Origin of the sequence: Mycobacterium sp. E3298 (assembly GCF_001666895.1) — a bacterium.
In the GTDB taxonomy this organism is placed as follows: domain Bacteria; phylum Actinomycetota; class Actinomycetes; order Mycobacteriales; family Mycobacteriaceae; genus Mycobacterium.
The window spans coordinates 1-3,956 of the sequence record NZ_LZJB01000028.1 but is presented as its reverse complement, the minus strand read 5'-3'; the positions used below and the strand labels follow the sequence as shown (position 1 = coordinate 3,956).

The following is a 3,956-nucleotide window of genomic DNA, read 5'->3' as shown; positions in this document are numbered from 1 at the left end:
CAGACCCGCACGCGCATCATCACCGCGGCGATGCGCACTGTGGCCGAGATGGGCTACTCCCGCACCACGATTCGCGAGATTGCCCGCACCGCGGATGTCACCAGCGCCAGCCTCTACAACTACTTTCCGAACAAGGCGGAGCTGATCAAGGCGGCGATCGCGGCGCGCACCGATGTCGCTTTGCCACGGCTGCGGGCGGCCGCCGAGCGGCCGGGGAGCGCGGTCGACCGCATCGGGGCGGTTCTCGACGAATCGGGCCGGCTCATGCGCGAGTATCCCGATCTCGCCGCCTTCGAGTGGGTCATCCGCGCCGAAGGAGTGGTCGGCCCCGATCGGCACATGGACGGGGGAACGGGATTTCAGGCTTTCCGCGAGATCATCGAGGGCGTCGTCGACGACGGCTACCGGCGGGGCGAACTGTCGCGGCCTTCCGATCGGGACAGCGTCGTCGAGGCCCTCTACGCGCTCATCTACGGGTTGGTCGAGTTGGGGGCCACGTCGCCGCCGCGCGATTATCACGCCGCGCTCGACTCGGCCAAGAAGATGATCAGCGGAACGTTGTTCGCCGGCGGGCGCGGATAGCGGCGGGGCCGACACGGCACCGCCTTGATATGATCAAGCGATTGATTATATAGTCGGGCCACGAGAGGACCGGGCCTTGACTGAAACCGTGTCGTTCGACGTCGACGCGCTGCGACGCAAATACGCGGAAGAGCGCGCGCGCCGATTGCGCCCGGACGGCATCGCTCAGTACGTCGAGACGGCGGGGGCATTCGCGCGCTTCGCCGACGACCCCTGGGCAGACGGTGAATTCACGCGCGAGCCGCTGACCGACGAAGTCGACGTCGCGGTGATCGGCGCCGGATTCGGCGGGCTGTTGACGGGGGTGCGGCTGCGTCAGCTCGGCGTCGACAGCGTGCGGCTCATCGACCGGGCAGCCGACGTGGGCGGGACCTGGTACTGGAACCGGTACCCGGGGATTGCCTGCGATGTCGAGTCCTACGTGTACATGCCGCTGCTGGAAGAGCTCGGCTACGTCCCCACCGAGAAGTACGCCAAGGGCCCGGAGATCTTCGCGCATTGCCAGCGCATCGCACGGCGCTACGACCTGTACCGCGACGCATGCCTGCAAACCGATGTACACGAGATCCGCTGGGCGGCCGAGGAATCGCGGTGGATCATCCGCACGAACCGCCGCGACGAGATGCGGGCCAGGTTCGTGTCCATGGCCAACGGCTACCAGGCCAAGCCCAAGCTGCCCGGTATCGAGGGCCTCGGCGCGTTCAGCGGGCACGCCTTCCATACCAGCCGGTGGGACTACGCCTATACCGGCCAGAACCTCGAGAACCTCGCCGGCAAGCGCGTGGGGATCATCGGTACCGGCGCCACGGCGATCCAGTGCGTCCCCCACCTCGCGAGGGCGGCGCAGCACCTTTACGTGTTTCAGCGCACGCCGTCGTCGGTCGACGTCCGGGCCAACAGCGCCACGGATGCACAGTGGGCCAACACGTTACGGCCCGGGTGGCAGCGCCAGCGCATCGAGAACTTCCAGATCCTGACCGCAGGCGGCCAAGCCGACGAGGACCTGGTCGCCGACGCCTGGACAAGCATCACGCGCAAGCTTCCGGTGATGCGCCACGACGGGGATGGCGTCGTGGACCCGGCGCAACGCGGCCGAGACATCGAGCTCGCGGACTTCGCCAAGATGGAAGAGATCCGGGCGCGCGTCGACGATCTCGTCACCGATCCGGCCACCGCGGAATCGCTCAAGCCGTGGTACGGCTACTTCTGCAAGCGCCCCTGCTTCCACGACGAGTACCTGCAGACGTTCAACCGCGACAACGTCACGCTGGTCGACACCCGCGGCCGCGGGGTCCAACGCATCACCGAGTCCGGTGTGGTGGTCAACGGCGTGCCCTACGAGATCGACTGCCTGATCTTCGCAACGGGTTTCGAGGTGGGCACCGACTACTGCCGCCGCACCGGGTTCGAGTTGATCGGTCGCGACGGGGTCTCGCTGACCGAACACTGGGCCGACGGCGTGCGCACCTACCAGGGCCTGAGCACGACGCGTTTTCCCAATTGCTTCATCGAAAGCATCGCCCAGGCGGGCCTGACGGTGAACTTCCCCTACCTGCTGGACGTGCAGGCGACGCACGCCGCATGGATCATCGCGTGGGCGCTCGAGCGCGGCGTCACCGAAGTGGAGGCCACGCCCGAGGCCGAGGCCGCGTGGGTCGACACGGTGGTGATGCGGTCGGCCGCCAGTGCCGGGCGCGCTCAGACCTGCACCCCCGGCTACTACAACCGGGAGGGCAAGGCGGACGCCAAGACTCGTCAGGGCAGCTTCTTTTTCGGGGCACCCACCGAGTACGCCGACATGTTGGGGGCGTGGCGGGCTGATGGCGACATGAACGGTTACCTGATTCGCGGCGGGACGGCCGGGCCGTGACCAGTCGGCGGTCGCGATGGCGCTACGGCGTCGGCCGGCTGCGGGCGGCGACTCGGCGCAGGCCCCCGCCCAGGGTGGCGATCATCGGCGCGGGCTTCGGTGGCCTCGGCGCCGCCGTCGCGCTGCGCCGCGCCGGCATCGAGGATCTGGTGATCATCGAGGGCGATGACGGCGTAGGAGGCACCTGGCGGCGCAACACTTATCCCGGCGCCGCCTGCGACATTCAAAGCCACCTCTACTCGTTCTCATTCGCACCCAACACCGCGTGGAGCCGTACGTACGCCCGGCAACCCGAGATCCTGGCATACCTCGAATCGGTGGCCGACGACTTCGATCTGCGCCGGCATCTGATGCTGGGCACCCGGGTGCGCTCGGTGCGCTGGAACGGCGGGGGCTGGGAATGCCGGCTCGACCGGGCGGGGCACACCGCCAGCCTGACCGCGGACGTGGTCGTGTGCGCCGTCGGATTGTTCGGTGCCCCAAAGCTTCCCGATATCCCGGGTCTGAGCGACTTCACCGGCACGCTCATGCACACCGCGCGCTGGGATCACCACGCCGGCCTGGCGGGCAAGAACGTGGCGGTCATCGGCACCGGCGCGAGCGGGGTGCAGGCGGTCCCCGAGCTGGCCAAGGTCGCCGACCGGGTGAGCGTCTTCCAACGCACACCGCCGTGGATGGTGCCCAAGGATGACCGCCCCTACAGCGCAGGCGAATTGGCGCGCTTTCGCCGCAACCCCCTGGCCGTACGCCGGACCCGCTGGCAGATCTGGAAATTTCAGCACGACAACACCGCGACCTTCGCCGACGACCCCGTGGTCACGGCGCGCACGCAGGTCGCGACGTCGTTCCTGGAACGCACCGTTGCCGACGAGCGACTGCGCCGGGCGTTGACGCCGGACTACCCGTTTCGCTGCAAACGCGTGCTGCTGGGCGACGAGTTCTACCGGGCGTTGCAGCGCGACAACGTCGAGTTGGTCACCGACCCCATCGAGCGGGTCGACGAGTCGGCCGTGCTGACCAAGGCGGGGCGGCGGGTCGACGTCGACGCGATCGTGTTGGCCACTGGGTTTGAAACGTCCCGCTACCTCTCCGGCATCGACGTGATCGGGCCCGGGGGCCGCCGGCTGCACGAGCGTTGGGGCGACGACCCGACCGCTTACCTTGGCGTCGCGGTCAGCGGCTTTCCGAACTTCTTCATGCTCTATGGCCCCAACACCAACCAGGGTGGAAACTCGATCGTCTACATCCTCGAGGCGGGCGCGCGGCTGATCGCCAGCGCGGTCGGCCGGGTGGCGCGCAGGGGCGGCTATGTCGACGTCCGCCGAGAAGCCGAAAAGCGCTACAACGAACGGCTTTCCGCGGACCTGGAGCGCACCATCTGGACCCAGTGCGACAGCTACTTCCGCTCACCCACCGGCCGGATAGTCACCCAGTGGCCATACACGGAACTGGAGTACGCCCGGCGAACGTGGAGGCTGCGCAGGCGCGACTGGTCGCACCGCAC

At 68.2% G+C, this 3,956-nt stretch carries 3 protein-coding genes; all 3 read left to right on the top strand.

The features are described from left to right. On the top strand, nucleotides 1–582 hold a 582-nt coding region (locus A9X05_RS01370; RefSeq protein ID WP_067778647.1), incomplete at its 5' end, for a TetR/AcrR family transcriptional regulator. Between the two features lie 76 nt (nucleotides 583–658). Beyond that, a complete protein-coding gene (locus tag A9X05_RS01365) occupies nucleotides 659–2,452 on the top strand; it encodes an NAD(P)/FAD-dependent oxidoreductase (RefSeq protein ID WP_067778644.1) in 1,794 nt (597 codons plus the stop codon). Continuing rightward, nucleotides 2,449–3,956 (top strand): NAD(P)/FAD-dependent oxidoreductase (locus tag A9X05_RS01360; protein ID WP_067778649.1); only part of this gene is annotated, 1,508 nt, incomplete at its 3' end. The genes A9X05_RS01365 and A9X05_RS01360, both read left to right, overlap by 4 nt.